The 26,781-nt window shown below is 62.2% G+C and carries 27 protein-coding genes and 1 tRNA gene; 12 read left to right on the top strand and 16 right to left on the bottom strand.

Annotation, left to right across the window (positions count from 1 at the left end):
- Window positions 1-3: 3 nt before the first annotated feature.
- The 3 genes from pdxA (at window position 4) to QKW60_RS00325 (ending at window position 2,825) form a co-directional block, all read left to right on the top strand.
- Window positions 4-978 carry a 4-hydroxythreonine-4-phosphate dehydrogenase PdxA gene (gene pdxA, locus QKW60_RS00315; protein ID WP_282365580.1) on the top strand — a complete coding sequence of 325 codons (975 nt, stop codon included), beginning with the start codon at window positions 4-6 and terminating at the stop codon, window positions 976-978.
- Window positions 978-1,832 (top strand): 16S rRNA (adenine(1518)-N(6)/adenine(1519)-N(6))-dimethyltransferase RsmA, encoded by an 855-nt coding sequence (rsmA, locus tag QKW60_RS00320; protein WP_282365581.1) that lies wholly within the window; start codon window positions 978-980, stop codon window positions 1,830-1,832. Before pdxA ends, rsmA begins: the two co-directional genes overlap by 1 nt.
- A 282-nt stretch (window positions 1,833-2,114) precedes the next feature.
- Window positions 2,115-2,825, top strand: a complete 711-nt coding sequence (locus QKW60_RS00325; protein WP_282365582.1) for a heparin lyase I family protein — start codon at window positions 2,115-2,117, stop codon at window positions 2,823-2,825.
- A 116-nt stretch (window positions 2,826-2,941) separates the two neighbouring features.
- Here the strand turns inward: QKW60_RS00325 and QKW60_RS00330 are convergent, their stop codons facing one another.
- From QKW60_RS00330 to QKW60_RS00355, 6 genes are all read right to left on the bottom strand, one after another.
- On the bottom strand, window positions 2,942-3,586 hold the full coding sequence (locus QKW60_RS00330) for a DUF4167 domain-containing protein (protein ID WP_282365583.1): 645 nt from the start codon (window positions 3,584-3,586) through the stop codon (window positions 2,942-2,944).
- A 267-nt stretch (window positions 3,587-3,853) separates the two neighbouring features.
- A complete protein-coding gene (prmC, locus tag QKW60_RS00335) occupies window positions 3,854-4,711 on the bottom strand; it encodes a peptide chain release factor N(5)-glutamine methyltransferase (RefSeq protein ID WP_282365584.1) in 858 nt (285 codons plus the stop codon).
- Between the two features lie 52 nt (window positions 4,712-4,763).
- Window positions 4,764-5,819 (bottom strand): peptide chain release factor 1, encoded by a 1,056-nt coding sequence (prfA, locus tag QKW60_RS00340; RefSeq protein WP_282365585.1) that lies wholly within the window; start codon window positions 5,817-5,819, stop codon window positions 4,764-4,766.
- 207 nt (window positions 5,820-6,026) lie between these two features.
- Window positions 6,027-6,491 (bottom strand): DUF1499 domain-containing protein, encoded by a 465-nt coding sequence (locus QKW60_RS00345; protein ID WP_336619142.1) that lies wholly within the window; start codon window positions 6,489-6,491, stop codon window positions 6,027-6,029.
- A 2-nt stretch (window positions 6,492-6,493) separates the two neighbouring features.
- Entirely contained in the window at window positions 6,494-7,459 is a 966-nt protein-coding gene (speB, locus tag QKW60_RS00350; protein WP_282365587.1) for an agmatinase, read from the bottom strand.
- A gap of 129 nt (window positions 7,460-7,588) precedes the next feature.
- Window positions 7,589-8,749 (bottom strand): M20 aminoacylase family protein, encoded by a 1,161-nt coding sequence (locus QKW60_RS00355; protein ID WP_282365588.1) that lies wholly within the window; start codon window positions 8,747-8,749, stop codon window positions 7,589-7,591.
- 61 nt (window positions 8,750-8,810) lie between these two features.
- Here QKW60_RS00355 and mazG point away from each other — a divergent pair, with 61 nt between their 5' ends.
- Together mazG and QKW60_RS00365 are read left to right on the top strand one after the other, a co-directional pair.
- A complete protein-coding gene (gene mazG, locus QKW60_RS00360; protein WP_282365589.1) occupies window positions 8,811-9,758 on the top strand; it encodes a nucleoside triphosphate pyrophosphohydrolase in 948 nt (315 codons plus the stop codon).
- Between the two features lie 81 nt (window positions 9,759-9,839).
- Window positions 9,840-10,847, top strand: a complete 1,008-nt coding sequence (locus QKW60_RS00365; protein ID WP_282365590.1) for a Fe(3+) ABC transporter substrate-binding protein — start codon at window positions 9,840-9,842, stop codon at window positions 10,845-10,847.
- 91 nt (window positions 10,848-10,938) lie between these two features.
- Here the strand turns inward: QKW60_RS00365 and QKW60_RS00370 are convergent, their stop codons facing one another.
- The gene (locus QKW60_RS00370) at window positions 10,939-11,841 is read right to left on the bottom strand and encodes a hypothetical protein (RefSeq protein ID WP_282365591.1); all 903 of its coding nucleotides are present in this window, start codon (window positions 11,839-11,841) and stop codon (window positions 10,939-10,941) included.
- Between the two features lie 289 nt (window positions 11,842-12,130).
- The gene (locus tag QKW60_RS00375) at window positions 12,131-13,228 is read right to left on the bottom strand and encodes a LysM peptidoglycan-binding domain-containing protein (protein ID WP_282365592.1); all 1,098 of its coding nucleotides are present in this window, start codon (window positions 13,226-13,228) and stop codon (window positions 12,131-12,133) included.
- A gap of 263 nt (window positions 13,229-13,491) precedes the next feature.
- Between QKW60_RS00375 and QKW60_RS00380 the strand changes: the two genes are divergently transcribed.
- A complete protein-coding gene (locus QKW60_RS00380; protein WP_282365593.1) occupies window positions 13,492-14,433 on the top strand; it encodes a nucleoside hydrolase in 942 nt (313 codons plus the stop codon).
- 58 nt (window positions 14,434-14,491) lie between these two features.
- Window positions 14,492-15,916 (top strand): protein adenylyltransferase SelO, encoded by a 1,425-nt coding sequence (locus QKW60_RS00385; protein WP_282365594.1) that lies wholly within the window; start codon window positions 14,492-14,494, stop codon window positions 15,914-15,916.
- Window positions 15,917-15,931: 15 nt separating this feature from the next.
- Here the strand turns inward: QKW60_RS00385 and QKW60_RS00390 are convergent, their stop codons facing one another.
- Window positions 15,932-16,579, bottom strand: coding sequence for a DUF2238 domain-containing protein (locus tag QKW60_RS00390; protein WP_474001822.1), 648 nt, complete (start codon window positions 16,577-16,579; stop codon window positions 15,932-15,934).
- Between the two features lie 65 nt (window positions 16,580-16,644).
- On the opposite strand from QKW60_RS00390, the gene QKW60_RS00395 reads away from it, so the two are divergent.
- Complete coding sequence (locus QKW60_RS00395) at window positions 16,645-17,340, top strand: endonuclease/exonuclease/phosphatase family protein (RefSeq protein ID WP_282365598.1); 696 nt, start codon at window positions 16,645-16,647, stop codon at window positions 17,338-17,340.
- Window positions 17,341-17,362: 22 nt separating this feature from the next.
- Here QKW60_RS00395 and QKW60_RS00400 read toward each other — a convergent pair whose 3' ends face one another.
- A complete protein-coding gene (locus QKW60_RS00400; protein WP_282365599.1) occupies window positions 17,363-18,253 on the bottom strand; it encodes a DMT family transporter in 891 nt (296 codons plus the stop codon).
- A gap of 121 nt (window positions 18,254-18,374) precedes the next feature.
- On the opposite strand from QKW60_RS00400, the gene QKW60_RS00405 reads away from it, so the two are divergent.
- The 4 genes from QKW60_RS00405 (at window position 18,375) to QKW60_RS00420 (ending at window position 20,210) form a co-directional block, all read left to right on the top strand.
- Window positions 18,375-19,352: a zinc transporter ZntB gene (locus tag QKW60_RS00405; RefSeq protein ID WP_282365600.1), complete on the top strand. Its 978-nt coding sequence runs from the start codon at window positions 18,375-18,377 to the stop codon at window positions 19,350-19,352.
- A gap of 54 nt (window positions 19,353-19,406) precedes the next feature.
- Window positions 19,407-19,480: transfer RNA gene (locus QKW60_RS00410), tRNA-Gly, on the top strand.
- Window positions 19,481-19,530: 50 nt separating this feature from the next.
- Window positions 19,531-19,770, top strand: a complete 240-nt coding sequence (locus QKW60_RS00415) for a hypothetical protein (RefSeq protein ID WP_263738055.1) — start codon at window positions 19,531-19,533, stop codon at window positions 19,768-19,770.
- An 83-nt stretch (window positions 19,771-19,853) separates the two neighbouring features.
- On the top strand, window positions 19,854-20,210 hold the full coding sequence (locus QKW60_RS00420) for a RidA family protein (RefSeq protein ID WP_282365603.1): 357 nt from the start codon (window positions 19,854-19,856) through the stop codon (window positions 20,208-20,210).
- 104 nt (window positions 20,211-20,314) lie between these two features.
- Here the strand turns inward: QKW60_RS00420 and QKW60_RS00425 are convergent, their stop codons facing one another.
- From QKW60_RS00425 to fdh3B, 6 genes are all read right to left on the bottom strand, one after another.
- Window positions 20,315-21,271, bottom strand: a complete 957-nt coding sequence (locus tag QKW60_RS00425; protein WP_282365605.1) for an agmatinase — start codon at window positions 21,269-21,271, stop codon at window positions 20,315-20,317.
- A 141-nt stretch (window positions 21,272-21,412) separates the two neighbouring features.
- Window positions 21,413-23,347 (bottom strand): sensor histidine kinase, encoded by a 1,935-nt coding sequence (locus tag QKW60_RS00430; protein WP_336619143.1) that lies wholly within the window; start codon window positions 23,345-23,347, stop codon window positions 21,413-21,415.
- A gap of 13 nt (window positions 23,348-23,360) precedes the next feature.
- A complete protein-coding gene (locus tag QKW60_RS00435) occupies window positions 23,361-24,677 on the bottom strand; it encodes a sigma-54-dependent transcriptional regulator (RefSeq protein WP_282366834.1) in 1,317 nt (438 codons plus the stop codon).
- A 79-nt stretch (window positions 24,678-24,756) separates the two neighbouring features.
- Window positions 24,757-24,882, bottom strand: coding sequence for a hypothetical protein (locus QKW60_RS00440; protein WP_282365607.1), 126 nt, complete (start codon window positions 24,880-24,882; stop codon window positions 24,757-24,759).
- 9 nt (window positions 24,883-24,891) lie between these two features.
- Window positions 24,892-26,088 carry a formate dehydrogenase subunit gamma gene (locus tag QKW60_RS00445; RefSeq protein ID WP_419762633.1) on the bottom strand — a complete coding sequence of 399 codons (1,197 nt, stop codon included), beginning with the start codon at window positions 26,086-26,088 and terminating at the stop codon, window positions 24,892-24,894.
- Window positions 26,089-26,176: 88 nt separating this feature from the next.
- Window positions 26,177-26,773 (bottom strand): formate dehydrogenase FDH3 subunit beta, encoded by a 597-nt coding sequence (gene fdh3B, locus QKW60_RS00450; protein ID WP_282365609.1) that lies wholly within the window; start codon window positions 26,771-26,773, stop codon window positions 26,177-26,179.
- Window positions 26,774-26,781: the final 8 nt, after the last annotated feature.

Genomic DNA, 26,781 nt, shown 5'->3' on the forward strand with positions numbered 1-26,781 from the left:
GCGATGAGCCTTGCCCCCATCGCCCTGACCTGCGGCGAACCTTCGGGCATCGGCCCCGAGATTGCCGTGACGGCGCGGGCCGCGCTTGGGGCGGACCTGCCGTTTTTCTGGATGGGCGATCCAAGACACCTGCCCGATGGCAGCAAGTGGCAGGAAATCAAAACCCCCGCCGACGCGCATGACGTGCCCGAGGGCATCCTGCCGGTACTGCGCCACGACTTCCCATCCCCGGCCCTGCCCGGCGTTCCGGCACCTGAAAATGCCGCGGAGGTGATCGCTGTCATCGCCCGTGCGGTCGATCTGGTGACCAGCGGCGCGGCCTCGGCTGTCTGTACCGCGCCCATCCACAAAAAGGCGCTGAAGGATGGCGCAGGGTTCGCCTTTCCCGGCCATACCGAATACCTCGCCCATCTGGCGGGTGTTGACCGCGTTGTCATGATGCTCGCCAGCGACGCGCTTCGGGTCGTGCCCGTCACGATCCATATCCCGCTTTCCGAAGTGCCCGGTGCGCTGACCGCCGATCTTCTGGAAGAAACGATCCGCATCACACGCGATGGGCTTACCCGGGATTTCGGCCTTACCAACCCCCGGCTTGCCGTGGCCGGGCTGAACCCGCATGCGGGCGAAGGCGGGGCCATGGGGCATGAGGATCTGACGATCATCGCCCCCGTCCTTAACCGGCTCAGGGCCGAAGGCATGGCAATAACCGGCCCCCTGCCCGCCGATACGATGTTTCACGCAGGCGCCCGGGCCCGCTATGACGCGGCGATCTGCATGTATCACGATCAGGCGCTCATCCCGATCAAGACGCTGGATTTCGCAGGCGGTGTGAACCTGACGCTGGGCCTGCCTTTCATCCGAACCTCGCCCGATCACGGCACCGCCTTCGACATTGCCGGGCGCGGCATCGCCGATCCGACCAGCCTGATCGCAGCCCTGAAAATGGCGCGGCACATGGCGGAAAAGAGGGCTGGGTGATGGCGACACTGGACGGGCTCCCCCCTTTGCGCGAGGTGATCGCGACCCACGGGATCGCCGCGAAAAAGGCGCTTGGCCAGAACTTCCTACTGGACCTGAACCTGACCGCCAGGATCGCGCGGGCGGCGGGAGACCTGACGAAGTGCGATGTGCTGGAGGTGGGGCCCGGCCCCGGCGGGTTGACGCGCGGTCTTCTGGCCGAAGGGGCGCGCAAGGTGCTGGCCATCGAAAAGGATGCCCGTTGCCTGCCCGCACTGGCCGAGATTTCAGACGCCTATCCCGGACGCCTGGAGGTGCTGAACGCCGACGCGCTTGCCGTCGATCCCCTTGCGCATCTGACCCCGCCGATCCGCATCGTCGCCAACCTGCCCTACAATGTGGGGACCGAGCTTCTGGTGCGCTGGCTCTCGCCACTCGAATGGCCGCCGGTCTGGCAAAGCCTGACCCTGATGTTTCAGAAAGAGGTGGCGGAGCGTATCACCGCACAGCCCGGCGACAAGGCCTATGGCCGCCTCGCCATTCTCGCCCGCTGGCTGACCGACCCGCGCATCGTGCTGACGCTGCCGCCCGAAGCCTTCACACCGCCGCCAAAGATCCATTCGGCGGTGGTGCATATGACCGCCCTGCCCGAACCGCGTTACCCGGCCGATGGCAAGGTCCTGAACCGCCTCGTCGCGGCGGGGTTCAACCAGCGCCGAAAGATGCTCAGGGCCAGCCTCAAGGGTTCCGCACCCGATATCGAGGCAAAGCTGGAGGAAGCCGGTATCAAGCCGACCGCACGGGCGGAAGAGATCGGTCTGGAAAGCTGGTGCCGGCTGGCGCGGATCGTAGCTGCGTCGGACAACGGTGCTTAGCCAAGAAAAGCCGCCGGACCATTTTGAACCGCTTTTAGCCCAAAGCGGTCTATAGCTCGCCAACTTTTTCTACCGCAAGCAACGATTTTTCGACAGGCAACCTAGACAAACTACTGTCTGCCTCGTCTAACTAGCTGTTAGCCGATTTGCACTGCACCGGTTTCTGGAAGGAAAATTGTGCATTTAAGACCGATCACTTTAGCCGCAATCTTATCTTTTTCGGCTTGTACTGATACATCCGGCACCCCGGGTTCAATCGCGTTCGTGGAAAGCAGTAACAACTTGCCAGATTCCTACCAAGTGCTCGCTGACAGTTTTGAAGATATTGAGGCAGAAGTCGTCCATGCATTTTCGATATACGGCGGAGAATGTTTAAGCGCCAAATATTCGGACGGCTCGGGCAAAGGGGATTGCACTTACGGATCGGTGCGATCGATTTTACGTGAAACTAACAGGAGTGGTCCGTATCATTTCGCACAACCTGAACAGGCCTGGTACTCGTGGAACATGCTCATTCCATCGAGCTATCCAACCTTAGGAAGGCAAACAGCAGGCAGCTATACCTTCGTGCAATGGAAAGGGTTCGATTGTCCGCACGCCACCCTAAGTCACAGTGCACGGCCCGGGCATGACAACACGCTGCTGTTACGTCTGAACCGTACAACCGGAGAGCACGACTGCGCTGCGACAGCAGAAGTTATCCTGATGCCGATGAACCAGTTCAAGGGTAGCTGGCGGCAAGTTGAGGTTTTCGCAAAGTGGTCCACCGGTCCGGACGGTCGTATGGACGTGTACATTGATGGCCAACGACGCGGTTCCTACAATGGGCCGACGCTGGACCCAAATATGCGTAGCCCAACTGGCCGACCGGATGCTCCAAATCATTTTGATATTGGCAGCTATCTTTGCTGCACTGGCGGTGTTGAACTCATCAAACCGGGGACAGTTTACTTTGCCAACATGACCCGAGATACGACAAAAATCACGAAGTAAAGTTTGCAAGTAGTATGTCCACTTTGTCCGCTGAGCGGACCAAGACGGCGCTGATTCAGCAAATAAGACCGCAGCCTACGCCAGCGGTCTTTTCTGCAAATCACTATTGGTTCCGGTTACTCGGCCGCATCCGCAGGTGGCTCGCCGCCGCCATCCGCAGGCGCCTTCGCGGTATCGCGCTTCTCGCGCGGCTTGCGCGGCGCACGCGGTGCCCGGCCCGGCTTTTTCTCACCCGTTGCGGGCCCATCTTCCTGCGCAACCGGCAGGTCCGGCATCATCGGAGCCGAGCGCGCTGTCTGACGCGCCTCGGGGGTCTCAACCAGACCCGGACCCTCATCGCCCTCCTCGTCACGACCCGCCGACATGTCGGCACGCGGCTGTTCGTTGCCGTCCCGATCGCTCCGGTCGTCATGACGGTGACGCTGGTTCTGCCGGTCGCCGTTCTGACCGCCCTGATTGCCATCGCCCTGGTTCTGACCGCCCTGCGCCTGCCGCGCCTCCTGCTCGCGCTGCATTTCCTTCTGCGCCTCGCCCAGCATCCTTGTGTAATGCTCGGCATGCTGAAGGAAGTTCTGTTCCGCCACCCGGTCATTCGACAGCTGGGCATCGCGCGCCAGCGTCAGATACTTGTCGATGATCTGCTGCGGCGTGCCGCGCACTTTTCCCTCGGGACCGGAGGAGTCGAACACCCGGTTGACTACATTGCCGAGCGAGCGTTGACGGTTCGACTTCGAACGCGAACGGTTCTTGGATGATCTCATGTGTTTTCGTCTGTCCAGGCCAATGGGGCTATGCGCTGTCCTGCCCGGCTCCGCATCCTGCGCCGAATGATACGGCTTGAGGGGGCGGTCTGTTCTGCTGGGCAAAGTGGTCCGGGCTGACGCGAAAGGTCCGCCCGTCACGTCCCCCTTAATGCATGATGTGGCAGGACGGGCAAGGGAAAATTGCTTCCTGTGGCGAAAAATCCCGTTTTTTCGCGACAATATCGGCACCTGCGTCACATAGGCAGCGATTCCCCGGGGCCCGGCTCACATCGCGCCGCACTCACCGGCCTCTCCCTGCCGTATCGCGACAACGACCCGGTCACGCCCGTCAAGGTCGCGTCGGATATCCGGTGCCGCAAAACCCTGTGCCCGCAGCAAAGCAGCAACCGCTGCGCCCTGCGTCGGTCCGATCTCCAGCACGAGCCGGCCACCCGCCATCAGCCGCGCCCCCGCCCCGGCGGCAATGGCGCGATAGGCGTCGAGCCCGTCGCCCCCGGGCGTCAGCGCGCCCCTCGGCTCCCAGTCGCGCACCTCGGGGGCAAGACCCGCCATCTCGTCTTCGGCGATATAGGGCGGGTTGGAGGTGATGAGGTCGAACCGGCCATTGATCCCGGCGAACCAGTCGGCCTGCATGAACCGCGCCCGCCGTTCCACGCCAAGCACCGCCGCGTTCTCCGCCGCGACGGCCAAGGCACCTTCCGACACATCCGTCCCCGTCCCGGTCGCGAATGGCATTCCGGCGAGACAGGACAGGAGGATACAACCGGTCCCGGTGCCAAGGTCCAGCATCTTGACGAAGGGGCGTTCCAGCGCTGCGGCCACCAGCAACTCTGTCTCGGGGCGCGGGTCGAGCGTATCGCGTGTTACCCGGAACTCGCGGCCATAAAATAACCGCCGCCCGGTGATCTGACTGACCGGTTCCCGCGCCGCCCGGCGCGTCACCAACGCCTCGAACGCTGCCAGCGCGGCAGGCTCCATCGCGTTGGGCAGAATGAGCGTCACACGGTCGGGCGCGATCCCGAGAGAATGGGCCAATAACCGCCGAGCATCCCGCGCCGCGCCCTCGATTCCGGCCTCACCCAGCCGCCTGATGGCGGCGCTCAGCGCCTCTGCCCCCGTCATCGCGCGGATCCATTGCCGATGTTCAGGGCCGCAGGCCCGCGAACGAGGCGTCTCACGCCTCCATCTCCGCGAGCTTCGCGGCCTGATCCTCGGCGATCAAAGCATCGGTCACTTCGGTCAGATCACCCGCCATGATCTCCGAGAGCCGGTAAAGCGTCAGGCCGATCCGGTGATCGGTCATGCGACCTTGCGGGAAATTGTAGGTGCGGATGCGCTCGGACCGGTCGCCCGATCCCACCTGCGCCTTGCGGTCGGCAGCACGGGCATCATCCGCCTTCATGCGTTCCATATCGTAGAGCCGCGCCCGTAGCACGGCCATCGCATTGGCGCGGTTCTGGTGCTGGGACTTCTCCGATGAGGTCACGACGATCCCGGTCGGAATATGGGTGATACGCACGGCGGAATCGGTCGTGTTCACATGCTGCCCGCCCGCGCCCGAGGACCGCATCGTGTCGATGCGGATATCGGCGGCGGGAATGTCGATCTCAACATCCTCGGCCTCGGGCAACACCGCGACGGTTGCGGCAGAGGTATGGATACGCCCCCCCGCTTCGGTCTCGGGCACACGCTGGACCCGGTGGACACCCGACTCGAACTTGAGACGGGCAAAGACGCCCTCGCCCTCGATCCGCGCCATGGCTTCCTTGACCCCACCGAGTTCGGTTTCGGAAAGCTCCAGAAGCTCAAACCGCCAACCCATGCTCTCGGCGTATTTCTGATACATGCGCAGAAGGTCACCCGCGAAAAGCGCAGCCTCCTCACCACCCGTTCCGGGCCGGATTTCGAGGATCGCGGGCCGTGCATCGGCGGCATCCTTCGGCAGAAGCGCGATGCGAAGCCGCGCCTCCATCTCGGGGATGCGTTCCTTCAGACGCGGCAACTCGTCTTCGGCCAAGACCCGCATCTCGGGGTCGTCCAGCATCGCCTCGGCCTCTTCCAGATCATCCAGCGCCTGCCGGTAGGCGGCAATCTCGGCCGTCACCGGCTTCAGCTCGGAATATTCGCGGGAAAGCGACGCAATCTCTGACGGGTCGGCGCCGGACGACAGTTTCGCTTCGAGAAACTCGAAACGCCGGGTGATCTGGTCGAGCTTGTCCAAGGGTACCATTCCGGCGGTTTCGCCTTTCGCCGGTCGGCGGTCAAGGGGGGAACCCCGGGGGTTTCACACCCCCGGACCCCCGTGGAGTATTTTCAGACAGAAAGTGACAGAGGAGGCCACGCGCCTGTCGGTACAGTGTCGGTACAGATGCCATACGCATTCCATACGCATGCCCGACGGCGTTTTTCGACCGAAATGCCGGTTTTGATCACGACCTTAACGGGGCGTTAGCTGCCCGAGCCAGTCGCGCAGCCGGGACGCATTGACGCCCTGGTCATCGCGTCCGAAGCGGAGGCGGGCATGGAGGGTCAGAGCTGTTGCCGGGCCTTCGTCACGCGCGGCAGCGGTGGTGTAGTCAGGAAAGCCGAAAACCCTCGACCGCGTGACCCAGGTGATCATGCCCTCTTCGGGACTGCCCGCCAGCCGCACGGTTCGCGCTGTGTTCAGGGCAATGGCGTCGAGGTCAGAAAGGACCTCTGCCGGGCTTTTGCCTAGCACGGCTACGGCGGCCTTTGCACGTCCCCTTCCGGCAACGACCGCGTCGGCACCCGGGGGAAGGAACGTCCATCCGCTGCCACCCGAGAGTTCCGGGGCCACATGCCACCGCACGAGATCGGAGGGGGCAAGGCGGATATACGCCATGCCCCCGGCGACGATCAGGACAAGGAGGGCAAAAGCCATCCTCATCCCTTCCGGCGCGTCCAGCCGTAAAGACAGATCAGCTCATGCGCGACATGGGCACCGGCAATCGCCGTCGCCCCGGTCGTATCGTAGGCAGGCGAAACCTCGACCACATCGCCGCCGACGAGGTTGATCCCCGCCAGATCACGCAGGATCGCCGCCACCTGCCACGAGGCGAGCCCGCCCCAGACCGGTGTCCCGGTGCCAGGGGCAAAGGCCGGGTCAAGGCAGTCGATGTCGAAGGTCAGGTAAGTCGGACGGTCGCCGATTATCCCCTTGATCTTGTTGACAACAATCGCCGCGCCCGTCTCATGCACCTCGCGCGCGTCGATCACATTGACGCCCATGAAGTCGTCGTTATGGGTGCGGATGCCGACCTGCACCGAGGTCGCAGGGTCCACGATCCCCGACTTGATCGCCTTGTAGAACATCGTGCCGTGGTCGATGCGGCTGAAATCGTCATCGACCCAGGTGTCGGAATGGGCATCGAAATGCAAAAGCGAGAGCGGCCCGAACTTCTCGGCATAGGCCTTCAGGATCGGGAAGGTGATGTAGTGATCGCCGCCGAGCGTCACCGTCCCCGGCCCTGCGGCAAGGATGCTGCGGATATGGGCGGTGAGCGTATCGGGGAAGTCCGAGACCTTGGCATAGTCGAAGGCCAGGTCGCCGTAATCGACGATCTCCATCTCGTCCAGCGGCGAATAGCCCCAGCCATAGGGCGGATCGAAGGGCTGAAGCGCCGAGGCCTCGCGCACTGCGCGCGGGCCGAAGCGGGTGCCGGTCCGGTGCGTCACTGCCTGATCGAAGGGGACACCGGTGATCGCCAGATCGACGCCTTTCAGATCCTTCGAGTAACGCCTGCGCAGGAAACTCGTGGCACCGCCAAAGGCGTTCTCATAGGCAAGGCCGCGCCGTTCGGCACGGGTAAAGGCGAGGTCAACCTCGCTTTTCGCGTCTTCCAAAGCCATGGGATGGGCTCCGTGATTGGGGTCTGGCGTCGTTCAAGCCGGAGACGCCGCCGATCCGGATGGCAACAACCCACGCGATTCCGACGGATTCGTCAATCTTTTTTTGATCAAATTACACGGAGAGCCCGGTCAAACCGGCTGCGCCCGCTCCACCAACCGCGCAAAAAAGCTGGCACCAAAGGGCGCGGCCTCGTCGTTGAACTCATATGCCGGATGGTGCAGCCCCGCCCCTTCGCCCTGCCCCAGGAAGAGATAGCAGCCAGGGCGTTTTTCGAGCAGGTAGGAGAAATCCTCCGCCCCCATCTCGCGCCCGGCATCGTCGGCGACACCGGCAGCACCGGCGACCTCGCGCGCAACACCGGCGGCGAAGACAGTGCGATCGGGATCATTCACCGTGGCGGGATATCCCAGTTCATAGTCGACCTCTGCGGTTACACCGAAAGACGTCGCCTGCCCCGCCACGATCTCTTCGAAGCGCTGCTTGACCTGCATCCGCACCGTTTCGCTGAAGGTTCGAATTGTGGCGCCGAACCACCCGGTTTCGGGGATGATGTTATTCGCTGTACCGGCATGGATTTCCGTCACTGAAACAACGACTTCGTCGAGAGGATTGACATTCCGGCTGGCAATGGTCTGAAGCGCGTTAACCATGCTGACCATGGCCGGGATCGGGTCGATGCAGGAATGCGGATAGGCGCCATGCCCCCCCTTGCCGGTGACCTTGACACGCGCAGTATCAACCGCGGCCATGATCGGGCCGGGCGTGGTGACAAAGCGGCCAAGGGGCACAGTCGGCGTATTGTGCAGAGCATAGACTTCGCCGATGCCAAACCGGTCGAGGATGCCTTCACGGACCATTGCTTCGCCGCCGCCGCCATCTTCCTCGGCGGGCTGAAAGATCAGGGCCACACGGCCCCGGAAACGACGCGTCTCAGTCAGGTATTTCGCGGCACCAAGTAGCATCGCGGTATGCCCGTCATGGCCGCAGGCATGCATGACGCCCGGCACGGTCGAGGCATGGGGCACGCCGGTTTCCTCAGTGATCGGCAACGCGTCCATATCGGCGCGTAACCCGATGGTCGGACCGTCGCCCTGCCCCTCGATGATCGCCACGATGCCTGATGTCGCGATCCCTTCGTGAACCTGATCCACCCCGAACTCCCTCAGGCGCTCAGCTACAAAGGCAGCAGTCTTGTGGCAGTCGAACCGCAATTCCGGGTGTGCATGCAGATGGCGACGCCACTCGGCCATTTCGGGAGCAAAATCGGCTATGCGGTTCAGGACAGGCATGTGGACTCTCAGCGCTCGGTGCGAATACTGGCTACATGACCGCAATTTCGGGATATCCGCAATGACCCTCGACCGCGCCGCCTCAGACAAGCTCGTGCACGATTCTGAGGGAGGGCTGCCACGGCTTCTGGAAATCATGGCCCGGCTGCGCGACCCGAACACCGGCTGTCCCTGGGATATCGAACAGGATTTCGCGACGATCGCGCCTTATACGATCGAGGAGGCCTATGAGGTCGCAGATGCGATCGAACGGGGGGCATGGGGCGAGCTTGAAGGTGAACTGGGCGATCTTCTCTTTCAGACTGTTTATCATGCGCAGATGGGGTCAGAGGCCGGGCATTTCAGCTTTGAAAGCGTGACAAAGGCCATATCGGACAAGATGGTCGCACGCCATCCGCATGTCTTCGGCGACGAGAGCCGTGACAAGTCAGCCGAACAGCAGACCCGCGACTGGGAACGACTGAAGGCCGCTGAACGGGCCGACAAGGCCGAGCGGGGAACGCTTGACGGTGTGGCGGTCGGCCTGCCCGCGTTGACCCGGGCGGTCAAACTGCAGAACCGCGCCGCGCGCGTCGGGTTTGACTGGCCCTCCACCGACCAGGTGATCGACAAGATCACCGAGGAGGCGCGGGAACTGAACGAAGCCCGCGGTCAAATGACCGAGACCGAGGTTTTCGAGGAGTTTGGCGATCTGCTTTTCGTCATCGCCAATCTTGCCCGCCACATGAAGATCGACCCGGAGGCAGCCCTGCGTGCCGCCAACGGAAAGTTCACGCGCCGCTTTCGCGCCATCGAGGCAGCCCTTGCCGAGCGTGGCAAACGACCCGAAGACAGCGATCTGGCAGAGATGGACGCGCTTTGGGATGCGGCCAAGCTGCGTGAAAAGGCGGAGGCGGCGCAGCTTCACCAGCCACAGCGACTTGAGGACCCGCAACGACGTATGGCGGAGGAGCAACGCAAACTGGCCGAGAAACACCGGCGACAACAGCAGGCGCAACAGCAGCAATAATTCCGACTTCTTTAATCGGGTATTGACGCCCCGCGATCGCTCAGCAATAAGGACGCCAATATCTGACTAAAGGAGTCGACTATGCTCACCCGCACCCCGCTCTTCGCGCTGTCGCTGATCGCGCTCGCTGGCCCCGCCCTCGCCGAAGAGGTCAACGTCTACTCGCTACGCCAGCCGGAGCTTGTGCAACCCCTCTTCGACAAGTTCACCGAAGAAACCGGGATCGCCGTCAACGTCGCCTTTGTCGAGAAGGGCATGGTGGAGCGACTGGTCAGCGAAGGCGACCGCAGCCCGGCAGACCTCGTGATGACCGTCGATATCGCCAAACTGGCGCAGGTGGTGGAGGCGGGCGTGACCCAGCCGGTCACTTCTGACATTCTCGCAGCCAACATTCCCGCCGAGTTCCGCGACCCGGGCAATCAATGGTTCGGCCTGACGACTCGCGCCCGCGTCGTCTATGCGTCGAAGGATCGCGTCGCCGATGGTGAGGTGACGACCTATGAGGACCTCGCTGATTCAAAATGGCAGGGCCGCATCTGCACCCGCCCCGGCACGCATGACTACAATCTCGGCCTGATGGCGGCGATGATCGAACATCACGACGCGGATTATGCCAAGGAATGGGCGACCGGTCTGCGTGCCAACCTGGCCAAAAAACCCGAGGGCAACGACCGCGCGCAGGTCAAGTCGATCTGGGCAGGAGAATGCGACATCTCACTCGGCAACACCTATTACATGGGCGCGATGCTGAACGACCCCGAGCAGGTCGACTGGGCCAATTCGGTGCGCATCGTGTTTCCGATCTTCGACGGCGATGGCACCCATATGAACGTCTCGGGCGTGGCGATGACCAAGGCCGCCCCCAACAAGGACACTGCCTTGAAGCTGATGGAGTTCCTGTCGTCTGATGAGGCACAGGCGATCTATGCCGAAACGAACTATGAGTTTCCGGTCAAGCCCGGCGTCGCAAAGTCCGAACTGGTGGCAAGCTGGGGCGAGTTCACGCCCGACAGCCTGAACCTGATGGATGTGGCAAAGTCGCGGCCCGAGGCGTTGAAGCTGATGGAAGAAGTGAACTTCGACGGCTGATCACAGAGACCGAGTAAAAAAACAGCCCCGGCATTCACGTGCCGGGGCCTTTGTTTTGCTCGTACGGTCCTGCCAGCACCGGAAACGAATATTATTCGGCAGCAACGGCGGGCATCACGCCGCCAATAAGATCGACGCCCGGAAGACGCGCCAGTGTGTCGAGATCGGCGACATAGCGACCACGTAGATCGGCAAGCTGCAGACCGGGGAAGCCCTGTTCGATGCCCGTCTGGGGCTGGCGGGAATGGAAGGCGAGGATGCGGTCGCGCTGACCGGGGGCGAAACGGGCACCCTGCCGGTAGTGGCGCTGGATCATCGCGACGGCGCTGTCGGTCACGGGCGGTGCGGAGCCGGGTATCACCGGATCCTTCAGCCTCAGGCGGGGAACGAGATGGGCCATCACCTCCAGAGGATGCGGCCGCGTCGCCAGAACGGTAACCCTGCTAGCCTCAAGCCCGTCGCGCAAAGCTTCGACGACTTCGACCCACCCCCCGGAGAAACTCGCCATAGCAGTGGCATATTCGGCGAAGGGCTCCACCAGCCGGTCCAGCGCGAAGCGGCGCCATGCACCGACGAAAAGGGCGTCATAAGGAACGACGGCGAGAACTAGATGGTCGACAGGCCGCCCGATCGCCGACCGCAAAACCTCGGCGCGGCTGCGGGCGGCGGGGTAGAACCGGCCGTTCAGAAGGCTCGCCATACGGCCCGCAAGATCATGTTCGGAGAGAATCAGGCCATGGCGGCCCTCTTCCGGCGCAGGGATCGAAGCGGTGATCTGGCTGGAAAACGCCTCGACCGCGAGGCCCATGTGACGCGGCTCAGGAAAGGCGCAGTCGAACGTCCCGCCCGGCGCGCCACCCCGGCCGGGATAGGCCAGGTCGTAACCCGCAGTGAGGATCGCATCGCGATTGACGCCGACGAAACGCTGGAAGTCTTCGGCTTCACAGCAATGCGCGCCCGCATGGACAAGAATCTCGTAGGACTCCGTGGTCATTGGTGTTGCCTTCCCCAGATCGTTTCCACGCTCGCAACCAAATGTGGTTTATGTTTGGCAACTTTTGGTTACGGACTTGTCCACGCAAGTTTCGAATCGTTTCAAGGGGTTCCGCAGGGATGCTCATTCCAAGTAGCAGATGGGCGCCTTTACCGTGCTTGCGGGCACAGCAGCTTGGAACAAGAGGTGGGCGATGAAGATCGCAGATATCCCGCCCGGTCCCGCCAAAGCTGTCCGATACGAAAAAGACCCCGGCGGCAGGCCGGGGTCTTTATCAACAGAAGCGCATTTACCCGTCGTTCAGTTTGTCATTCGCCTCTTTCAGCGATGACGAGATGACATCATACCACTCGCCCGATTCCCGCATCTCCAGAAGGCCCGTGTTCAGCATGGCGAGGTAATCCTTTCCGTGCGGGTTCGACTTGTGGGACATCGCCGAGATTTCCTGGATCGACGTGACATAGGTGTTTTCCACGATCTGATCTGCGATGCCGAGGTCCTTGATCACCGAAACGGTCGCCTGGGATTCCACGGTCGCGATGTCGTAAGTGCCGTCAATCAGCCCTTTGAAACAGTCAGGGATCATCGCCGGGATCGACACCGTGATCACAGGCTCAACCAAACCCTCGGCGTCAAGGTCATGGAGCGAGTATCCCTCGGGCCGGCAGATCCGCGCACCGACCAGATCCTGGAAGCTCTTGGCATCGGCATAGGGATTGTCCTTGGCCGCGAAGAAGCCAAAGACGGCGGTATAAAGCGGTTCGGAAAAGTCGAACTCCTCGCAGAATTCCCGGGTCAGATCGGAAACGTTGCTGAGATCGGCGCAATCGGGCGCATACCAGGCGACTGAGATGTCGAAGGCGTTCGTCGGGATCAGTGTCGACAGATGCGAATCCCAGTCGTCAATCCAGTCGATGCGGAACTTGCGGTCAGGCGCGGCCCGGCGCATCGCAGTCGAGGTCAGACGGATCAGGAAGCCACCACCGGTCAGCCCTTCATCGGCGAAGGGATACCAATCGCCCCCGGTCAGGAACTTGATCGTCGGCTTGTACTCCCCCGCCTCGACGATTTGTTCATTGCCGGTCAGGCTTTCATTCTCGGTGAGTTCGGTCAGGGTCGCTTCGACAGTCTTGCGGCCATCCTTGCAGGGGATCACCAGTTTGGTGCCCGCAACCAGCTTGTTCGGATTGCCGATCGAACCGGAATTCACGTTGAAGAGCGTCTGGTAGTCAAGAACGCCATATGCCGCGACCGAAATCGAACCGAGTGTATCGCCGTCCTTGACCGTGTAAGTCGAGCATTCTTCCTGCGCGGCAACCGTCCCGGCCGCGAAAGTCGCCAGCAGGCTCACAGCCCCGATCCGGCAGATAGCAGAGTAAAATTTCATCATATTCCTCCTTCACGCGTGCGCTCAACGCGTAGCTTGGCACCTTTCAGGGCTGATCTGTGGATGTGTTTGTTTATTCGTAATAATTACGATGACACCGCCACTTGACGGAGGTAGTCGCACTAATAACGATGTCGGTTTTAACCTAAATAGTGTCCATTTTAGGGCGGAAAATTCTTCCTTGTATTTTTTTGATCATTTTTTTCTGCGGATGGACAAGAACGAACACAAGGTCCAACCTGCGGAGCAAAGGAGCGTCCCGAATGCCGAAAAGCCGAAAGATCATCATCGACACCGATCCCGGTCAGGATGACGCCGTGGCGATCCTTCTGGCGCTTGCCTCTCCGGAGCTGGATGTCGTTGGCATCACCACGGTGGCCGGCAATGTGCCTCTGACACTCACGTCCAAAAACGCCCGCATCATCTGCGAACTGGCAGGGCGAACCGATATTCCTATCTATGCCGGCTGCGAGGCGCCGCTTGTCCGCCCACTCGTCACGGCGGAATATGTACACGGCAAGAGCGGCCTTGACGGCATCACCCTGCCCGATCCGGAGATGAAACTTGCCGAAGGTCACGCCGTCGACTTCCTGATCGAAACATTGCGCAAGGAGGCGCCCGGAAGCGTCACGCTCTGCCCGATCGGCCCGCTGACGAACATCGCCACGGCGCTGCGTCAGGCACCAGATATCGGCCCCCGCATCACCGAGATTGTGCTGATGGGCGGCGCGTATTTCGAGGTCGGCAATGTGACACCTGCGGCAGAGTTCAACATCTATGTCGATCCGGAAGCCGCCGATATCGTCTTCAAGTCCGGCATTCCCCTGGTCGTCATGCCGCTTGACGTCACGCACAAGGTGCTGACGACACGGGCGCGAGTCGAAGCGTTCCGGGGGCTCGGGACACAGGTTGGCCACGCAGTCGCAAGCTGGACCGACTTCTTCGAGCGCTACGACATGGCGAAATACGGGTCCGAAGGCGCACCACTACACGACCCCTGCACCATCGCTTATCTCTTGCAACCCGATCTGTTCACCGGTCGCCATATCAACGTAGAGATCGAGACGGAGGGTCGGTTCACCACGGGCATGACGGTTGCAGACTGGTGGCGGGTGTCAAAGCGGGAGGCCAACGCGATGTTCATGGGCGATGTCGATGCCGAAGGGTTCTACGCGCTCCTGACCGAAAGGCTCGCCCGTCTGTGAGACAAGGAACGGCTTTTCTTTGGGCCGCTCTGCCCTATCTATGGGTAATGGAGCACCAATGACCCTGACCCTGCCCTTTGACAATTCCTACGCCCGTCTGCCCGACCGGTTCTATGCCCGCCAGTCCGCTGTGCCTGTGCGGGATCCTGGCCTTATCGCGGTAAATGCCGGACTGGCGCGAGCCTTGGGGCTGGATCCCGAGGCGCTTACCACACCCGAGGCGGTCACGTCTTTTGCGGGCAATGCCACACCAGACGGTGCCGAGCCGCTGGCGCAGGCCTATGCCGGGCATCAGTTCGGCGGCTGGTCACCGCAGCTTGGGGACGGGCGGGCGCTGCTTCTGGGCGAGATCCTTGCCCCGGACGGGCGGCGTTTTGACATTCAGCTCAAGGGCTCCGGCCCCACGCCCTTTTCCCGGCGTGGCGACGGGCGCGCGTGGATCGGGCCCGTGATCCGAGAATATATCGTATCAGAGGCTATGGCGGCGCTTGGCCTGCCGACGACCCGTGCGCTGGCCGCCGTCACGACCGGCGAACCGGTCTGGCGCGAATCCGCCCTTCCCGGCGCGGTTCTTGTCCGGGTCGCCTCCAGCCATATCCGCGTCGGCACGTTCCAGTATTTCGCCGCAAGGCAGGATACCGAGGCCCTCAGGCTCCTGACCGACCACGTCATTGCCCGCCACTATCCCGATGCCCAAACCCCGCTCGACCTGCTCGACGCCGTCACCGCCGCTCAGGCCCACCTGATTGCAGGGTGGATGAGCTTCGGCTTCATCCACGGGGTGATGAACACCGACAATATGACCATCTCGGGCGAGACCATCGACTATGGCCCCTGCGCCTTCATGGATGAATATCACCCACAGAAAGTCTTTTCCTCGATCGACCAGTACGGACGTTATGCCTATGGCAACCAGCCCCGCATCGCGGTCTGGAACCTCGCACAATTCGCCTCGTGCCTGCTTCCTCTGATGGGCGAGGAGGAGCCCGCAATCGAAGCCGCAACTGCCGCGATCAACCGCTTTCCAGACCTTTATGAGGCCGAATGGCTGCACAGCTTCCGTGCCAAGATTGGACTTTCGACAGAAGAGGACGGCGATGCAGCCCTGATCGAGGCTTTGCTGGCAAGCATGGCCGAGGGCGGTGCCGATTTCACCCGCACGTTCCGGGGGCTTTCAGACGGAACCGCCGCGACCGAATTTGCCGATCCCGAGGCGTTTGAAAGCTGGTTCAACGACTGGCGGGCCCGCACCGCGCGTGAGGCCGATCCGAAAGCGACGATGCGCGCGGCAAACCCGGCCTTTATTCCCCGCAATCACCGGGTCGAAGAAGCGATCAGGGCCGCTGTCACCGGAGATTATGCCCCGTTCCACCGGCTGAACAGCATCCTTGCCCGCCCCTACGACGATCAGCCGGACGCCATTGAATATCGCGCGGCACCGGCCGATGACGAGATTGTCACCCGGACGTTCTGCGGCACCTGACTCCGGCACCAGCTGTCAGCGCCGGAACTTCTGAAAGAACCTGCGGTTCTTCTCGACAAATTCCTGCAAGAGCCCGGTCAACCCGCCGAGTTCCAGCCGCTTGAGATAGAAGAACCCGACCATCGCCCCGAACCCCGCCCCGACGGTATCGACGATCAGGTCCCACATCGTATCGACAAGGCCCGTCTTTTGCATGTTCATGCCGAAGACCTGGTCCATACCGAACTCGAATATCTCCCAGATCGTTCCGATCGACAGCGCAAAGCAGAAGCTGACAAAGGCGATGGCCCATGCCGGTGCTGCATAACGATCGCCTTCGAACAGCATAAAAACAAAAAGAAATCCGATGAGACCGAAGCCAAGCGCCGAACCGCCATGAAGCGCGACATCCCACCACCAGAACCGGTTGTAGAAATCAAACGCCTCGCCGAGAAAGATCGTCGCGAAGACGAAGATCACGATCCCGGCGAAGAACCGCACAGGCAGGTGAATGCCAAACCGGCTTTGAAAGAGGACCGGGAGAAGGGACAATCCGAATGTTGCAATCGATACGAAGGCAAGCGACCAACGCGCCGTGAACAAGGCCACGACAAAGGCAAGCCCCAGCACTGTCCAGACTGCCCGAACGATAAGGGGTTGATTACGTAGACGGTCATGCCACATGAAAGTTAGCTAATCCCGACGGCCGAATGCTTCAAGTGCAGGCAATGAACGCTTAGATCGGGATCATGAAGCTGCGCCTCGCCTCATACAATGCGCACAAGTGCCTTGGCCTCGACCGCCGCCGCAATCCGGCGCGTATTGCCGAGGTTGTGGCGGCGATCGGCGCAGACATCATCGCCCTGCAGGAGATTGACCACCGTCTTGCCCCGCGCCGTGCCGCTCTGCCCCGAAATCTCATCGAAGAGGTGACGGGCCTGCGTAACCTGCCCTTCGCACCCGAGGGGCCAAGCCTTGGCTGGCACGGTCAGACCCTGCTCGTCCGCACCGACCTGAATGTTACTGCGATCCGCCGCATCGTCCTGCCGGGGTTGGAGCCACGTGGTGCGGTACTGGCCGAAATCGACACTGATGCGGGTCCCTTTCGGGTGGTCGGCGTGCATCTGGGCTTGATCAAACGCTACCGGTCGATGCAGCTTGCCGCGATCCGGGCGGCGATCAGTCGCCGTCAGGACATGCCAACCGCGATTCTCGGCGATTTCAATGACTGGTCGGCGCGCGGCGGGGCAGAGGCGCTCGGCCCCGATTTCCGCCTGCACACGCCGGGGCGCAGCTTTCCCGCCGCCGGACCGATTGGTGCGCTCGACCGTGTCGCGCTTGGGCAGGGCCTGCACCTGCAGGATGCGGGCGTATATCGCCTGGCACCTGCCCGCATCGCCTCGGACCATCTGCCGGTCTGGGCGGACATCCGGATCGGCCAATGAGCTTTTTACACACCGCGCGACGCTATTTTGGCGCAGACCGGTTGATCAGGATGATCCCGATGCCGACCAGCAGAACCGATCCAATCAGCGGCAGCCCCACTTCTTCACCGAGAAGCGCCCAGCCAAAACCGACGCCGAAAATCGGGGTCAGAAAGGAAAAGCTCGCGACACTGGCGGCGGGATAGACCGACAGGAGCCAGAGCCAGAACATGAACCCGGCCGCGACCACGACGACGCCCTGAAACACCAGCCCGGCAATGTGCAGCGGCACCAGGTCACGCACAAGCGGACCGAAGAACAGCGACGCGACAATCAGGACAGGTGCCGAGACGAGGACCTGCCAGAACAGCTGCATTTCTGGCCGCGCCTCCTTCAACCGCGTGCCGCGGGCGATCAGCGCCAGCGTCGCCCAGCCGATCGCGGCACCAAGCGCACAAAGATCACCCGTCAGGCTCGCCTGTCCGCCACCCGCGTCGCGATCAAGGATCGCCCATGCGACACCCGAGAAGGCGAGGATCAGGCCAACCGCTTTTCGCGGCGTGATCCGTTCACCCGGAAGCACGAAATGCGCCGCCAGCGACAGCCAGACCGGCATGGAATACAGGATGATCGAGGTGCGCGTGACCGTAGTCAGGTCAAGCGCGATGAAAAGGCCGAGGAATTCGGCCGCGAAAACAAGGCCGATGGCGATGCCCGGGCCCGCCATCTCGCGCCGCAGCCGTGGCGGACGCCCGCGCCATGTCATCCAGAGCCAGAGGCAGAGTACGGCGATGGCCGAACGGAGGCCCGCAAAGAAGACGGGCTGCAAGCCGCCATTGACGAATTTGATGATGACCTGATTGAAGGCGAGAAACGCCGAAAACCCGGTCAACGATAGCGCCCCGAAAGCGTCGATCCTGTCCTTGCGCTCCATCCGCTCCCCTTTTCCCACGCAGACCCGATACCGGCGCGCCGCCACTGTCAAGCATCCCTTTGCCGTTGCGCGCGGCTCTATTCCCCGCCAGCATCACGCCAGTTTAAGTCAGGAGCCCGCCATGCCGACCCTCGCCCCCATTGCCGCCTATGACATCCTGCCCGATGGCAAGGCGCGGGCGCTGGATCAGGACTGGCCCACCCCCGGGCCGGGATCGGATGTCGCCTGGCGCTGGATCCATTGTGACCGCACCGCTCCGGGCTTCATCGCGTGGAGCGCTGCACACTTGCCGCACCCGGTCCGCGCCGGTCTGATGCAGGCCGAGACCCGGCCGCATTTTGAAAGCATCGGCGATGGCTTTCTGGTGACGCTGCGCGGCATCAACCTCAATCCGGGCGAAGAAAGCGAAGACATGGTCGCGCTGCGTCTCTGGATCGGGCCGGGACTGGTTGTCTCGACCCGGATGCGGCGCATCTTCGCCTTCGAAGACCTTCTGCGCGCGATGGCCGAGGGACAGGCCCCCGCCACCCCTGCTTCCTTCGTCGCCCGCCTGATCGACGCGCTGACCCTGCGGATCGAGGCGACAACGGCCGAACGCGAGGACCGCACCGACGAGATCGAAGAGATTCTGCTCGATGACCAACCAGACACGGTCGGCAAGGGTGAGATGGAGATCGCCCGCCTCGCCCGTTCGGTCATTAAGCTGCGCCGCCATATCGCGCCGCAACGCGAAGCATTGTCCCGGCTGGCAGCTGCCGAAGGGGAACTGTTCGGCAGCGTCGAGGGCTATGATATCCGGAATGCCGCCAACCGGACGGTAAGGGCGGTCGAGGAACTCGACACCGTGCGCGACCGCCTTGCATCGCTGAGGGCCCATACCGACAGCCTTCAGGCCGCGCGGCTCGGGCGCAACAGCTTCATCCTCTCGGTCGTGGCCGCGGTCTTCCTGCCGCTGGGTTTTCTCACCGGTCTTTTCGGGGTGAATGTCGCGGGCATGCCCGGCACCGACTGGCCCTGGGCCTTTGCCGCATTGTCGGGCGCCACGGCGGTGATGGGGCTTGGCCTCTGGCTCGTCTTCCGCTGGATGAAATGGTTCTGAGCCCTGTGCTACCCTCTTGCCTCATGCCGGGCCGCGCGGTAATCAGATCGCCACGCGGGTGTAGCTCAATGGCAGAGCAGAAGCTTCCCAAGCTTACGACGAGGGTTCGATTCCCTTCACCCGCTCCAATCCCTGTGACGACCTGTTTCAACATTAACTCGACTAGGGAGACATTCAGATGAAAAAGACGATACTTGCATCCGTGATTGCGGCCGCCCTCGCCGGTCCTGCATTCGCAGGACAGTGCCCGGCGTTGATGGCCGAAATCGACACTGCGATGGCCGCCAGCACCGCTGATGAGGCGACCAAGGCGCAGATCACCGAACTCTACAATTCCGGCAAGGCCAAACACGATTCCGGCGATCACGCGGGATCGGTCGCCGATCTGAACGCCGCGAAGGAACTTCTCGGTATCTGATCCAATGCCCGGCCGTTAACCCGGTTCCATTCCGCCGCCAAGGCGGATAGGAGGGGGTGCGTTTTTCCAGCGAGGACACGGATATGAGCACCCCCATCACCCGTATTGAAACCGAAACCCGGATGTCGAATATCGTCATCCACAACGGCGTTGTGCACCTTGCCGGTGTGGTCGGCGAGCCGGGCGGTGACGTCACCAGCCAGACCCGCGAATGCCTTACCGAAATCGAACGGCTTCTGGCACTGGCGGGATCGGATAAGACACGCATCCTGCGCGCCCAGATCTGGCTGGCCGATATCAACGCCGACTTCAAGGCGATGAACGCGGTCTGGGACGCCTGGGTGCCTGCGGGTCACGCACCTGCGCGCGCAACCGGCGAAGCCAAACTGGCGACGCCCGACTATCTGGTCGAAATCATCATCACGGCCGCACGGGCCTGATGCAGCGATACCGGAAAAGTCTTGGAACAAGACTTTTCCGTCGCTCCGGCGGGGAAGGATTTTGATCCAAAATCCTTCCTGACCCGCCCAAAAGGACCGGTCGCTCAGAGGGCGGCGACCATGACGCAGAGCATCTCGAACATGAGCGATACGCCAAGCCAGGCGGTGTTGCCGGAGGGATCGAAGGGCGGCGAGACCTCAACCAGATCGCCCGCCACAATGTTCAGCCCGTCGCATTCCCGCACGACCTGCATCGCCTGAAACGCATTCGGCCCGCCCCATTCCGGCGTACCTGTGCCGGGCGCGACCGAAGGGTCGACGAAGTCGATATCATAGGACATGTACGTTGGCTTGTCGCCGACGACCTCGCGCGCCTCGGCCATGACATCGGGAATGCCGCGGGCAAAGAACTCTTCGATCGTGACGATGCGGATACCGGTGGCCTTAGCGAAATCGAAATCGCTGCGGTCGTATTGAGTACCGCGGATGCCGATCTGGATCATGCGCTTGGGGTCCAGAAGTTCCTCCTCCACCGCCGCCCGGAACGGGTTGCCATGGGTCAGCGTCTTCGATCCGAAATAGGCCGCGAAGAGATCCGTATGGCTGTCGAAATGCACGAGGCCCAGGGGCGCATCCTTGGCCAGCCCGCGTAGAACCGGCAGGGTGCAGAGATGGTCCCCCCCACCGGTCAGGGGCCGGATATTGCGGGATTTTAGTTCGGCATAGAAACTTTCAAACCGCGCCATCGTATCGTCCTGATCGACCGGGTTCGGCCCGACATCACCGAGATCGGCGCAGTTCGCCGCCTCGAACGGCCTGAGGCCCGAGACCGGATGCTGTGCCCGGATCATCGTCGAGTAGTCGCGCAACTGGCGCGGACCGTGGCGCGGACCGGGCCGGTTCGTCACCGATCCGTCCCAGGGCAGGCCCACTAGACCGATCTGGACATCGCCGATGCGAGGATGGTCGAGCGGCACGGATGGCAGTCGCATAAAGGTCGGTATTCCCGCGAAACGCGGCATCTCCATCCCCGATACGGGTTTGAAAAACGGGTCGGCCATGATCCCTCCTTAGGTCGTCCGCGCGACGCTAGTTCAGTTCAGCGCGCGGATAAATAGGCAAGAACCCAAATAGGAATCCCGAAATCCGGAATTCAGCGTCCATTCAGACACGTCGTTGGCCTGCTGCGCGTTGAGGCGGCATCAGGCCGAGACCGCAACCGGCAGCAGGATATCAAAACGTGCCCCCTCACCCGGGCGGCTATCGACGGTGATCGTTCCCCCGCCCCGCGCCACTAGATTTCGGCTGATCGAAAGCCCAAGCCCCGTGCCCTCACTGCGTTTCGTCGTGTAAAACGGGTCGAAGATCCGGGCGAGCACCTCTTCCGACATACCAGATCCCGTATCGGCAACCGTGATGCGTATTTTGGTGTCTTCCGCCCTCGTTTTCAGGTCCAGCCGTCCGCCATCCGGCATCGCTTGTATCGCGTTGACCATGAGGTTGATCAGCACCTGCTGTAATTCCGTCTGGTTCATCGCCACCACGGCGCCTGCGTTCAGGTCGAGCCCTACATCGACCTTCGCCTTGGCGAGCAAGTGCTGAACAAGCGGCATCGTATCGCGGATCACATCGTCTGGATCGTTCCCGGTGCCGCCATCGGCATATTCCTCGGGTCGGGCAAACCGCAGGAGTTTCGAGACGAGGATATGGATCGCCTGGATCTGCTCTTGAATAAGCGTAAATTCGGTCTTCAGCGGCTGAGCGCGGGCGCCCAGATCGTCGCGCACCACATCAAGATTGCCCTGTATCACTGCTAAAGGATTATTGATTTCATGAGCGACACCGGCGGTGATCTCGCCGATGGCCGCGAGTTTTTCCGAAACGATCAACTGCCTTGTCGTCGCCTCGATCTGCCGGTTCGCCTCTTCCAGATCGCGGGTGCGGTCGGCGACACGCTCCTCGAGCTCTTCCGCCCAATCACGCAACCGCCTGTCGCGCTCCTCTAACTGGTCGAGCAGATGGTCGAGATGCCCTGCCACCCGGCCGATTTCGTCATCGGGCACCGGCTGGCCAGAACGGGCCGAAAGGTCTCCTTCCTCGACCGCTCCGATCACGGCATTCATTTTTTCGAGCGGAGCAAAGATCCCACGCGCCCACCGCAAGAGCACCGGAACCGAAACGGCAAGAACAATGACAAACGCGACGCCAATTTCGATCAGGGTGCGCCGTTCGGCAGCAACGAAGGGTGCCTCAAGGAAGCCAACGTAGAGCATACCCACGCGGTTTCCGAAACTGTCCACGATGGGTTCGTAGGCCGAGACGTACCAGTCATTCACGACAAAGGCCCGGTCCAGCCAGACCTGACCCTCATCCAGAACCCTGGCCCGGACGGCGGCCGACACACGGGTGCCAAGGGCGCGGACATCCTCGAACAGACGCACATTGGTCGAAATACGGACGTCCTCAAGAAAGATCGTCGCTGTTCCCTGCCCACTTTGTGTAATTCTGCCAGAGGGATAGACAAGGTTATTAATCTCGTCAATGAAGGCAAGGTTGTGGTTGAGGAGCGTGCCGCCGACCAAGGCCCCGCCCCTCGCCGGGGCGGCCGCATGTACGACCATGCCACGTGTCTCCTCGATGCGGTCTGTCGGCACCGCCGCGACAGTCGGCACCAGAGGCAAAAGCGCCCGTGCCGCGATCGTCGGAGAAATCCTGGCAAGGTCATCGCCTTCGAAGATATCGATCTCGGCCCGTGCCTGCCCCTCCAGGGCGGACGCCACAACAGGCCAGCGGGCGGCGTCGATCGGGTCGCTGCCATCAACGAAATAGAGAAAGTCGAGTCCAAGTGCCGCGCTTCGCGTCTCGAGCAGCGCCGACAAAGCTGCTGGATCGTTCCGAACGGCGACAAAATCGGTGGATTCGCCAAGCGCCGCGATTCCGGCGCGGCGACCGTTCAGAAGCCCGGCAAGGTGCTGGTGGGCAATCGTCAACTCACCCGCCACCTTGTCGATAAGCACTTCGTCCAGCCGGTCAATCAGGCTCTTGACGGTATAGGCCAGGACCATCGGCAATAGGATCAGCGCGGGCAGCAGCGCGATGACCAGCATGCGCGTGCGGACGCTTTTCAGCCATCTCACCCGACGCGGCGCTTCAGACATTCCACTGCGCGCATTTGCGGTCGATAGTCTTGCGCGACACGCCCAGACGCCGCGCCGCCTCGGCCCGGTTACCGCCGCAGGCTTCCAGAATGGCGAGGATGTGGCGCCGTTCCACAGCATGCAGTGACTCTGCCGGTTCCATCCCTGCCGCATCCGGTCCGCCCGCAAATTCTGGCGGGAATTCCCCGAGGATCAGCGAGCGTTCAATGAGGTTGCGAAGCTCCCTCACATTTCCCGGCCACTCGTAGCGGGCGAGGTTCCGCAAAACATCCTCGGTTACCACCAGTGGCGACATTCCCAACTGGCGGGCGATGTTGCCGATGAATAGCTCGGCCAGCTCGCCGATATCGCCGACCCTGTCGCGTAATGGCGGCATCTCGACCGTCAGCACGTTTATCCGGTGGAAAAGGTCCTTGCGGAACCGGCCCTCGGCCACAGCACGGCCCAGATCGGTGTTGGAGGCGAAGAGAAAGCGAAGGTTCAGCGGGATTTCGCGTTCTGAGCCATGCGGGCGCAGCCGATTATCCTCGATCACTCTCAATAGAGTGCCCTGCATCGCGAGCGGCATGTCTGCTATCTCGTCGAGGAAGAAGGTTCCGCCGCTGGCCTGAATAAGCAGTCCGTCGCGCCCCTCTGCGCCTACCTTGCCGAACAGTTCCTCGGCAAGATGGTCGGGCGTCGTCGTGGCGCAGTTGATCGGGACGAAGGGCTTGTCGGACCGGTCGGACATCGCGTGCAGTGTGCGTGCCGCAATCTCCTTGCCCGTGCCGCTTTCACCCGTGAACAGAACCGGCGTCGGCAGGGGGGCGGCCCGTTCCAGCGTTCGTCGCACCGTCTCGATCCGCGGCGAATTGCCGATCAACCGCCCGCGCGCAGCCAGCGTATCGGCGCGGAGTTCGTATTTCAGCAGGAAATTCTCGCGCCTTAGATAGCGCTGATCCATGCAGCGGTTGACGGCGTTGATGATCTGGTTCGAGCGGAAGGGCTTCAGCACGAAATCCGCCGCACCCACCCGCAAGGCATGGATCGCGGTGTCCAGATCAGCATAGGCGGTCATCAGGATCGCCTCGGCGAACAGCCCCACGCGACGCTGTTCGGTCAACCAGTCGAGGCCGGACTGGCCGGGCATGACATTGTCCAGCAACACCAGATCGAAATGCTGGGTGTCAAGAAGCTGCGATGCTTCCTCGGCACTCGCCGCCGCCACGATCCGCTTGCAGCGCGGCTCAAACGTCCGGATCAGGAAATTGCGCATTCCCGGTTCGTCGTCGATCACCAGTATCGAGACATGGCGAAGCACCCGGTCGATGGCGCTCGGCCCGACCTCTTCGGCCTCCGTCTGCGGCGGTGTTCCGCCGGGGCGCAGTTCCGTCAAATCATTCCCCGTTTCAGTCGAGCCGGACCGAAGGCCCCGCTGTCACCTCCTCGGACGAGAAACCCGCGCGGTGAAGCGCAAGATCGGCTGCCACCGCGATGACGATGGCGCTGAGGAAAGCGGCAAACATGACTTTCATCGCGTCCCCCTATTCTGCCGGTTCGGCAGGAACATCCGGCGAAGCCGCCCCACGCGTCTCCTCGTACCAGAGTGCATGGTGTTCCTTTGCCCATTGCACGTCAACCTCGCCCGTGCCCACGGCGTCGAACGCGCCCTCCATACCCACCGAGCCGAGATAGATATGGGCGATGATGATCGCCATGAAGACGAAGGCGACGATGCCGTGCCAGGCTTGGGCAAGCTGCATTTCCTGATGCGGGCCAAGGACCGTCGGCAGTTCACCGAAGCCGAAAAGTTGCGGCAGGCCGGTCGCGTTCAGGATAACGAAGGTCTTGGCGAACATCGGCAGTTCGAAGGGGAACAGAAGCGAAAGGCCGGAGGCAGAGATCGAAACACCGAGCACCACGACCGACCAGAAGATGATCTTTTGCCCCGCATTGAACTTTTTCGCGGGCGGATGCACGCCCTTGGAAAACAGCCCGCCGCCCTTGGCCAGCCATTTCAGGTCATGTTTGTTCGGGAAGTTGTCGGCGACCCAGACCACGATGACGATGACGAGCCCCGCCATGAAGGCCCATGCAAGGTTGTTATGCGACCATTTGCCCACATTCGCGATCGGCGCATAGACCTCTTTGCCCAGCAGCGGGATCAGCGCGAGACGGCCAAAGATCATGACCAGCCCGGTCACAGCAAGGACAATGAATGACCCCGCCATCAGCCAGTGACCAAAGCGTTCGACCGCGTTGAACCGCAGGATGGTCTGGCCACTGGGCCCACCATCGATGCGGATCTTGCCACGGATCAGGTAAAACAGCACCAGCACCGCGATCATGCCCAGCAGCGCATAGCCGCCGTAATGCGCCAGCGGCCCTTCGCGGAACTGCAGCCATTCCATACCACCGTCCTGAATGATGACGCCTGCCGCCGGTGAGCGGGACGACACGGTGATATCGGCCGAACCGTAGCGCAGGGCGCGCCACAGATCGGGATCGGATGCGCCGCCGAGCGTACCGAGTTGTTCGGCGATCCCGGCGGCTGAATCCGGGTCCCCCGTGGCCGCGCGCATGGCGCTGTCATCCACGACTTCGCCACGCTGACGGGCGAGGATATCCTCCAGCGTCTGCGCCCCGCCAGTCGCGGCGCGGGTATCATCGGTCTGCGCCCCAACAGGCATTGAGAGTGAGAGACAAGCGGCCAGAACGGCAAGAAAGTTGCGAAGGATCATGATCGTCTCCCGATACCGCGTTCAGGCGGCGGCACCCGTGGCGCACAGGCGCCACGGGACCACTTGTAACCGCCACCAATCGGACGTGTCAGTTGGCGGCCTTCTGGTCATAGGCCGTGCCCCAGCCCCACGCACCCGAGCCGAAGCCGCGCGCCACGACCCGTTCGCGGTAGATGGCCGAAACGACATCGCCGTCTCCCGCCAGAAGCGCTTTGGTGGAACACATCTCGGCGCAGATCGGCAGCTTGCCCTCGGCGATCCGGTTCCGCCCGTATTTGGCGAACTCGGCCGTCGAATGCGTCTCTTCCGGGCCACCGGCGCAGAAGGTGCATTTGTCCATCTTGCCGCGCGATCCGAAATTGCCCGCCTGCGGATATTGCGGTGCGCCGAACGGGCACGCGTAGAAGCAATAGCCGCAGCCGATGCAGAGGTCCTTGGAATGCAGGACGATGCCGTCCTCGGACTGATAGAAGCAGTCCACCGGACAGACCGCCATGCAGGGCGCGTCCGAACAATGCATGCAGGCGACCGAGACCGACCGTTCGCCCGGCGTGCCGTCATTGATGGTGACGACCCGCCGGCGGTTGATGCCCCAGGGCACTTCATGTTCGTTCTTACATGCCGTCACGCAGGCATTGCATTCGATGCAGCGTTCGGCGTCACAGAGGAATTTGACTCTTGCCATGACTGTTT

It is taken from the genome of Albidovulum aestuarii, from assembly GCF_029961185.1.
GTDB classification, from domain to species: Bacteria; Pseudomonadota; Alphaproteobacteria; order Rhodobacterales; family Rhodobacteraceae; genus Albidovulum; species Albidovulum aestuarii.

What these genes read in the sequence shown, in the direction of transcription:
- pdxA (WP_282365580.1), top strand. Translation starts at nt 4, where the DNA reads ATGAGCCTTGCCCCCATCGCCCTGACCTGCGGCGAACCTTCGGGCATC.
- prfA (WP_282365585.1), bottom strand. Translation starts at nt 5,819, where the DNA reads ATGGTACCCTTGGACAAGCTCGACCAGATCACCCGGCGTTTCGAGTTT.
- QKW60_RS00425 (WP_282365605.1), bottom strand. Translation starts at nt 21,271, where the DNA reads ATGGCCGACCCGTTTTTCAAACCCGTATCGGGGATGGAGATGCCGCGT.
- QKW60_RS00330 (WP_282365583.1), bottom strand. Translation starts at nt 3,586, where the DNA reads ATGAGATCATCCAAGAACCGTTCGCGTTCGAAGTCGAACCGTCAACGC.
- prmC (WP_282365584.1), bottom strand. Translation starts at nt 4,711, where the DNA reads ATGACGGGGGCAGAGGCGCTGAGCGCCGCCATCAGGCGGCTGGGTGAG.
- QKW60_RS00380 (WP_282365593.1), top strand. Translation starts at nt 13,492, where the DNA reads ATGCCGAAAAGCCGAAAGATCATCATCGACACCGATCCCGGTCAGGAT.
- mazG (WP_282365589.1), top strand. Translation starts at nt 8,811, where the DNA reads ATGACCCTCGACCGCGCCGCCTCAGACAAGCTCGTGCACGATTCTGAG.
- QKW60_RS00420 (WP_282365603.1), top strand. Translation starts at nt 19,854, where the DNA reads ATGAGCACCCCCATCACCCGTATTGAAACCGAAACCCGGATGTCGAAT.
- QKW60_RS00415 (WP_263738055.1), top strand. Translation starts at nt 19,531, where the DNA reads ATGAAAAAGACGATACTTGCATCCGTGATTGCGGCCGCCCTCGCCGGT.
- QKW60_RS00400 (WP_282365599.1), bottom strand. Translation starts at nt 18,253, where the DNA reads ATGGAGCGCAAGGACAGGATCGACGCTTTCGGGGCGCTATCGTTGACC.
- QKW60_RS00395 (WP_282365598.1), top strand. Translation starts at nt 16,645, where the DNA reads ATGAAGCTGCGCCTCGCCTCATACAATGCGCACAAGTGCCTTGGCCTC.
- QKW60_RS00440 (WP_282365607.1), bottom strand. Translation starts at nt 24,882, where the DNA reads ATGAAAGTCATGTTTGCCGCTTTCCTCAGCGCCATCGTCATCGCGGTG.
- QKW60_RS00390 (WP_474001822.1), bottom strand. Translation starts at nt 16,579, where the DNA reads ATGTGGCATGACCGTCTACGTAATCAACCCCTTATCGTTCGGGCAGTC.
- QKW60_RS00445 (WP_419762633.1), bottom strand. Translation starts at nt 26,088, where the DNA reads ATGATCCTTCGCAACTTTCTTGCCGTTCTGGCCGCTTGTCTCTCACTC.
- QKW60_RS00405 (WP_282365600.1), top strand. Translation starts at nt 18,375, where the DNA reads ATGCCGACCCTCGCCCCCATTGCCGCCTATGACATCCTGCCCGATGGC.
- QKW60_RS00385 (WP_282365594.1), top strand. Translation starts at nt 14,492, where the DNA reads ATGACCCTGACCCTGCCCTTTGACAATTCCTACGCCCGTCTGCCCGAC.
- QKW60_RS00365 (WP_282365590.1), top strand. Translation starts at nt 9,840, where the DNA reads ATGCTCACCCGCACCCCGCTCTTCGCGCTGTCGCTGATCGCGCTCGCT.
- QKW60_RS00375 (WP_282365592.1), bottom strand. Translation starts at nt 13,228, where the DNA reads ATGAAATTTTACTCTGCTATCTGCCGGATCGGGGCTGTGAGCCTGCTG.
- fdh3B (WP_282365609.1), bottom strand. Translation starts at nt 26,773, where the DNA reads ATGGCAAGAGTCAAATTCCTCTGTGACGCCGAACGCTGCATCGAATGC.
- QKW60_RS00370 (WP_282365591.1), bottom strand. Translation starts at nt 11,841, where the DNA reads ATGACCACGGAGTCCTACGAGATTCTTGTCCATGCGGGCGCGCATTGC.
- rsmA (WP_282365581.1), top strand. Translation starts at nt 978, where the DNA reads ATGGCGACACTGGACGGGCTCCCCCCTTTGCGCGAGGTGATCGCGACC.
- QKW60_RS00345 (WP_336619142.1), bottom strand. Translation starts at nt 6,491, where the DNA reads ATGGCTTTTGCCCTCCTTGTCCTGATCGTCGCCGGGGGCATGGCGTAT.
- speB (WP_282365587.1), bottom strand. Translation starts at nt 7,459, where the DNA reads ATGGCTTTGGAAGACGCGAAAAGCGAGGTTGACCTCGCCTTTACCCGT.
- QKW60_RS00355 (WP_282365588.1), bottom strand. Translation starts at nt 8,749, where the DNA reads ATGCCTGTCCTGAACCGCATAGCCGATTTTGCTCCCGAAATGGCCGAG.